Origin of the sequence: Rhodoferax ferrireducens (genome assembly GCF_003347515.1) — a bacterium.
Lineage (GTDB): Bacteria > Pseudomonadota > Gammaproteobacteria > Burkholderiales > Burkholderiaceae_C > Rhodoferax.
Genome location: NZ_QEII01000240.1, coordinates 92,345 through 98,344 on the forward strand (window position 1 = coordinate 92,345; position 6,000 = coordinate 98,344).

5 protein-coding genes are annotated in these 6,000 nt (G+C 62.0%); 4 read left to right on the forward strand and 1 reads right to left on the reverse strand.

Features of this window, described 5'->3' with window-relative positions:
- Positions 1-117 precede the first annotated feature (117 nt).
- The 4 genes from C5P05_RS07435 (at position 118) to C5P05_RS07450 (ending at position 5,720) form a co-directional block, all read left to right on the forward strand.
- Positions 118-1,548, forward strand: a complete 1,431-nt coding sequence (locus C5P05_RS07435) for an aldehyde dehydrogenase family protein (RefSeq protein ID WP_232834383.1) — start codon at positions 118-120, stop codon at positions 1,546-1,548.
- A gap of 66 nt (positions 1,549-1,614) precedes the next feature.
- Entirely contained in the window at positions 1,615-3,255 is a 1,641-nt protein-coding gene (locus tag C5P05_RS07440; RefSeq protein WP_198674654.1) for a GMC family oxidoreductase, read from the forward strand.
- Positions 3,256-3,348: 93 nt separating this feature from the next.
- Positions 3,349-4,989, forward strand: coding sequence for a 3-(methylthio)propionyl-CoA ligase (locus tag C5P05_RS07445; RefSeq protein WP_114969218.1), 1,641 nt, complete (start codon positions 3,349-3,351; stop codon positions 4,987-4,989).
- Between the two features lie 74 nt (positions 4,990-5,063).
- Positions 5,064-5,720, forward strand: a complete 657-nt coding sequence (locus C5P05_RS07450; protein WP_114969219.1) for an OmpW/AlkL family protein — start codon at positions 5,064-5,066, stop codon at positions 5,718-5,720.
- A gap of 70 nt (positions 5,721-5,790) precedes the next feature.
- On the opposite strand, the gene C5P05_RS34365 is transcribed toward C5P05_RS07450, so the two are convergent.
- A partial coding sequence (locus C5P05_RS34365) for a hypothetical protein (protein WP_232834384.1) occupies positions 5,791-6,000 on the reverse strand: 210 nt, incomplete at its 5' end.

Consider the following 6,000-nt stretch of genomic DNA (forward strand, 5'->3'; position numbering starts at 1 on the left):
GGGTGTTTTCCATGACGCATCGCAATAAACTTGCGTCCACCTCGGATTGCTATCGCAAAAGGAGGGAAAACAATATTAAAAGATACAAAAATGAAGTCTGCCTCCCCTGTAATACAAATGCACCTTGTAAGTCCGGACGAGCCCGTCAAGCAGTCTGAAGTAAAGCGCATCTTCGCCGCCCAACGCGAAACGGCCTTGCGGCTTCGTCAATCGACCGCCGCGCAACGCCTCGACAAGATTGACCGCCTGAAGCGGGCCGTCCTGGCCCGCCAGGCCGACATCCAGCGCGCCGGCGCACTGGACTTCGGCAAACCAGCCGCCGAGGTCGATCTGACAGAAATTTTGCCCATCGTGGCCGAGGCCAACGACGCGCGTCGCCATCTGCGCCGCTGGATGAAGCAGCAGAAGGTTGTCCCGACCCTGCTGATGTTCGGCACGTCGAGCTATGTGCAGTGCGAACCGAAGGGCCGTTGCCTGATCATCTCGCCCTGGAACTACCCGGTCAACCTGACCTTCGGCCCGCTGATCTCGGCTATCGCCGCCGGTAACACAGCGATTCTCAAACCCTCTGAGATGACACCGCACCTGTCGGAGGTGATGGCCGAGATCGTGCGCGAGGTGTTTACCGAAGACGAGGTAGCCCTGTTCCAGGGCGAAGCGGCGGTCTCGCAGGCCCTGCTGGATCTGCCGTTCGATCACATCTTCTTTACCGGCTCGCCGGCGATTGGCCGCGTGGTGATGGCCGCGGCGGCCAAGCACCTGACCAGCGTGACACTGGAACTGGGCGGCAAAAGCCCGACCATCGTCGACGCCACGGCGGACCTGAAAGCAGCGGCGGCCAACCTCATGTGGTCCAAATGCACCAACAGCGGCCAGACCTGCATTGCGCCGGATCACGTCTACGTCCACGAATCGGTCAAGGAATCCTTTGTCCAGCACTGCCGGGAGGCTCTGGCCAAAGCCTACGGTGAAGGCGATGCCGTGCGCACCAGCCCTCACCTGGCGCACATCGTCAATGAACGCCATGCCAAACGCATCGTCGGACTGCTTGATGACGCGCTTCAAAAAGGTGCCAGGCTGCTGGCCGGCGGCCAGCACCAGACGGATCGCCAGTTCGTGGCACCCACCTTGATCGACCAGCTCAGCCCGGACGCGAAGATCATGCAGGAAGAAATCTTCGGCCCCTTGCTGCCCGTGATCGCCTACCGCGATCTCGACGAAGTCATCACCAAGATCAACGACCAGCCCAAGCCGCTCGCACTGTACATCTGGACCAGGGATGGCAAAGTCGCCGACAAGGTGCTGCGGGAAACGAGTTCGGGTGGTGCCTGCGTCAACCACAGCGTCGTGCAGTTCCTGCATGGCCGCTTGCCATTCGGCGGCATCAACAATTCCGGGCTCGGCAGCGCACACGGGATCTACGGGTTCAAGGCCTTCAGCCATGAGCGCGCGGTCGTCAAGACTTGGCTGCTGCTGGCGTCGACCTTCTACCCGCCCTACACCCCTCTGTCGCGACGGCTGATCAACTGGACGCTGCGTCTGGTCTGACGGTCTCGGTTGCACCGGTCTAGCCCGGTGAACTTCTTTTTTCTCTGAATCGCATAGGGACAAATCTTGAAATTCGATTACGTTATCGTGGGCGCCGGTTCGGCCGGCTGTGTCTTGGCCAACCGCTTGAGCGCCGATCCGTCGAGGCGCGTGTGCCTGCTCGAAGCGGGACGGTCCGACGACACCCCGCTGATCCGCACCCCCATGGGCATGGTGGGCTTGCTCACGACCCGCAAGTACAACTGGTATTTCGACACCGAACCACAAGCCCAACTCGACGGCCGCCGCCTGTACTGGCCACGCGGCAAGACACTCGGGGGCAGCAGCTCGATCAATGCCATGGTCTACATGCGCGGACACCAAGCCGACTACGACGCATGGGCCGCAGCTGGAAACGCCGGATGGGCCTACAAGGACCTTCTGCCGATGTTCTTGGAGCATGAGAATAACGAGCGCGGCGCCTCGACCTACCACAGGACAAATGGACTACTGAACGTCGCCGATGTGCGCTCGCCCAACCCCTTGTCGGGCCGCTTCATCGACGCCGCCGTGCAATGCGGTATTCCGCGCAATATGGATTTCAACGGCGCGCAACAGGAAGGTGCCGGGCCTCACCAGGTGACCCAGAAGAACGGCGAGCGCTGGAGCAGCGCGCGGGCCTTCCTGCACCCGGTCATGGACCGGTCGAATCTGACCGTGCTCACCGGCGCCCATGTCACGCGCATCCTGTTCTCTGGCAAACAGGCCGTGGGGGTCGAGATCGAACACAAAGGCGAACGCCAGCGCATTGAGGCCGAGCATGAAATCATTCTGAGTGGCGGCGCCATCCATTCGCCGCAGTTGCTGCAGCTCTCGGGCGTGGGGCCGAAGCAGGCGCTGGCCCGGCACGGCATCACCCAAGTCGCTGATTTGCAGGGCGTAGGCCAAAACCTGCAGGACCATCTCGACGTGACGGTGATGATCCGCGACCGCAGCAAGCAGGCGATTGGTGTTGCACCTGGTTTTCTTCCGAGAGCGGTCGCCGGGCTCTGGCAATACTGGCGCAAGCGCGAGGGCTTTCTGTCCAGCAACGTGGCTGAGGCCGGGGGCTTTGCCAAGTTGTCGCCGCAATCGGCGCTGCCGGAAGTGCAGTTCCATTTCCTGCCGACCTACCTGCGTAACCATGGCCGCGATCTGGCGCCCGGCTATGGCGCCACCTTGCACATGTGCCAGTTGCGACCGAAAAGCCGTGGCTTCATCGACCTGAAAAGCGCCGACCCGCTGGCCGCACCGGTGATTCAGCCCAACTACCTGAGCCATGCCGACGACTGGGACGAGATGCTGCGCGGCCTGAAACTTGCGCGGCGCCTCTTTGAGGCCGATGCCTTTCACGACATCCATGGCGGTGAAGTGGCGCCGGGTGCCGGCGTGCGCAGCGACCAGGATTTGCGGGCCTACATCCGGCGCAGCGCGGAAACCATTTATCACCCGGTCGGTAGCTGCAAAATGGGGAACGATGACATGGCTGTGGTCGACGCGCAGTTGCGGGTGCACGGACTCTCAAACCTGCGTGTCGCCGATGCATCCATCATGCCGACCCTCATCGGCGGCAACACCAATGCCCCTTGCATGGTGATCGGCGAGAAGTGCGCTCGCGCCATCCTGCGCAGCCACAAGCCGCAGCCAGCCCATGCGCAAGCCAACCGCACCCAACTCTTGGCGGCCTGAGTTCCCACCAAGAGGCATCACGCGCTGCATCTCAACACGATACCCGGCCAGTGGCCGAATTTAGCCTTAACCCAAAAAACCCAAGGAGACATCATGAACGGTCAAATGATGAGCGCCCCTCTGCTCATTTCCTCACTCATCACCCATGCGGCGCGCCATCACGGCGATGTGCCCATCGTCTCGCGCCGTGTCGAAGGCGATATCCACCGCACCACCTATGCGCAATTGCATGACCGGTCGCGCCAGATGGCCCATGCGCTCGGCGGTCTCGGCGTGCAAGCGTCGCAGCGCGTCGCCACGCTGGCCTGGAACGGCTACCGGCATCTGGAGCTGTACTTCGCCGTGTCCGGCAGCGGTTCGGTGCTGCACACCCTCAACCCGCGCCTGCACCCGGACCAGTTGCGCTACATCCTCGACCATGCCGAGGACCAGGTGCTGTTCTTTGACCTGACCTTCCTGCCCCTGGTCGAGGCCGTGGCGGGGCGCTGCAAGACGGTGCGCCACTTCGTCGCGATGATCGACAAGGACAAGATGCCGGCGAGCAAGCTGCCCAATTTGCTGTGCTACGAAGACCTTGTCTCGGCGCACGAACCCGACTTCGTGTGGCCTACCTTCGACGAAAACACCGCCTCGTCGTTGTGCTACACCTCGGGCACCACCGGCAACCCCAAGGGCGTGCTCTACAGCCACCGCTCGACGATGCTGCACACCTATGCTTCGGTCATGCCGGACGCGATTGGCATCTCATCGCGCGACGGCGTGATGCCGGTGGTGCCCATGTTCCACGTTAATGCCTGGGGCCTGCCCTACAGCTGCACGATGGTCGGCGCCAAGCTGGTGCTGCCGGGTCCGGCGCTGGACGGCAAGTCGCTGCACGAACTGATTGCTGCCGAGCAGGTGACGTTTGCGGCCGGCGTACCCACCATCTGGCTCGGCCTGCTCCAGTATGTCTCGCAGAACTCGCTCAGCCTGGCCCCTTTGAAGCGCACCATTATCGGCGGCTCGGCCGTGCCGCCGAGCATGATGCGAGCCTTCGAAGACGAGTTCGGCGTCGAAGTCATCCATGCCTGGGGCATGACGGAGATGTCCCCGCTGGGCACGGTGTGCCGACTGCGCCAAAAGCATCTGGCCGATCCGCTGGACTCGCAGCATGCGCGGCTCGCAAAGCAAGGCAAGGCGGTGTTCGGCATAGACATGCGCATCGTCGATCCGCAAGGGGACGATGTCCCCTGGGACGGCAAGTCGCAAGGCGATCTGATGGTGCGCGGACCGTGGGTGGTTCAGAGCTACTTCGGCTCTGATGGCGCTGACCCGCTGGTAAGCGATGAGACGGGCGCGCAGTGGTTCCCCACCGGCGATGTGGCCACGATCGACGCCGATGGCTACATGCAGATCACCGATCGGAGCAAGGACGTCATCAAGTCTGGCGGCGAATGGATCGGCTCGATCGACCTGGAGAACGTTGCCATGGCACACCCGGCGGTGGCGATGGCAGCGGCCATCGCCGTGATTCACCCGAAATGGGATGAACGGCCCTTGCTGGTGGTGGTGCGCAAGCCAGGTACGGAGGTCACCCGCGAAGCGCTGATCGAGCACTACAAGGGCAAGGTCGCCTCCTGGTGGGTGCCGGACGACGTGGTGTTCGTCGATGCCATCCCCATCGGCGCCACCGGCAAGATGCTGAAGAACCAGTTGCGCGAGCAGTTCAAAGACCACCGGCTGCCGGGGGTCTAAAGATTTGCGGCGAACAAAGATGCCGCAAAAGTAGGCCCGGCAAGTCGCCGGGCCCATAACAACGTAAAGGAGACATGATGAAACAATTGGAAATTCGGCGAATGGCCAGCCTGGCTGTATTGTGCGGCATCGCGGGCGCTGTATCCGCCCAGGAATCGCCGTGGTTTGTGCGCGTTGGTGCCGCATCCGTTCAATACCAATCCGATGCGGACATTACAGTCGGGGGAGGCCCGGTGCCAGGGGCCGCGTTGAGCCTGAGTGACAGCACGACCCTCGCGGCCGAGATCGGATACTGGCTCACGCCCTCGGTAGCCCTGCGGGCAACGGTGGGGATACCGCCGAGTACGCGCATCGAAGGTCGGGGTACGGTGGCTGGCTTAGGTCAGTTAGGCGAGATCAAGTATGCGCCAGCGATGTTTACCGGCACGTACAGCTTCGACCTCGGAACCATCAAGCCTTACATTGGTGGCGGGATCGCCTACATGCATATCCTGGAGTCAAATGACGGCGCAGTCGCGGGCCTGGACGTGGAGAGCCGGTTTGGTGGCGTGCTGCAAGCCGGCGTGGATATTCCCATCGACAAGTCGTGGGGATTGTTCGTCGACTTCCGCAAGCTGTACTGGAAAACCAAGGCAACCGGAACAGTCCCCGCATTCGGCGGAGCGCCCGTCCAGGCCGACTTGAACCCCTCTCCGTTCGTGGTGATGGCCGGGGTATCGAAGCGTTTTTGACGGCTGGACGCTCGGCAAGTTTCCAGCATGCGGATGGGCAGGAGGATCGCCGCGATGGCGGTCCTCCTGCCTATCGCTGACCTTGCCCCCGAAAACCGTATGCCTTGAGCGAAGTAAACGCTCCCTGCTGCACGCCGGAGCGGCAAGACAGTTTGTCCTGATCTAATAACTTCGTACACACAGATAGGTGGAAATCTCCTGAGAAAATAAACGTGACGAAATCAAAACGAAGAGTCTTTGACGCGAGCTTCAAGCTGCAAGTCGTTGAAATGATCCGGGC

Coding starts and splice junctions, on each gene's coding strand:
- C5P05_RS07435 (WP_232834383.1), top strand. CDS start 118: ATGCACCTTGTAAGTCCGGACGAGCCCGTCAAGCAGTCTGAAGTAAAG.
- C5P05_RS07445 (WP_114969218.1), top strand. CDS start 3,349: ATGAACGGTCAAATGATGAGCGCCCCTCTGCTCATTTCCTCACTCATC.
- C5P05_RS07450 (WP_114969219.1), top strand. CDS start 5,064: ATGATGAAACAATTGGAAATTCGGCGAATGGCCAGCCTGGCTGTATTG.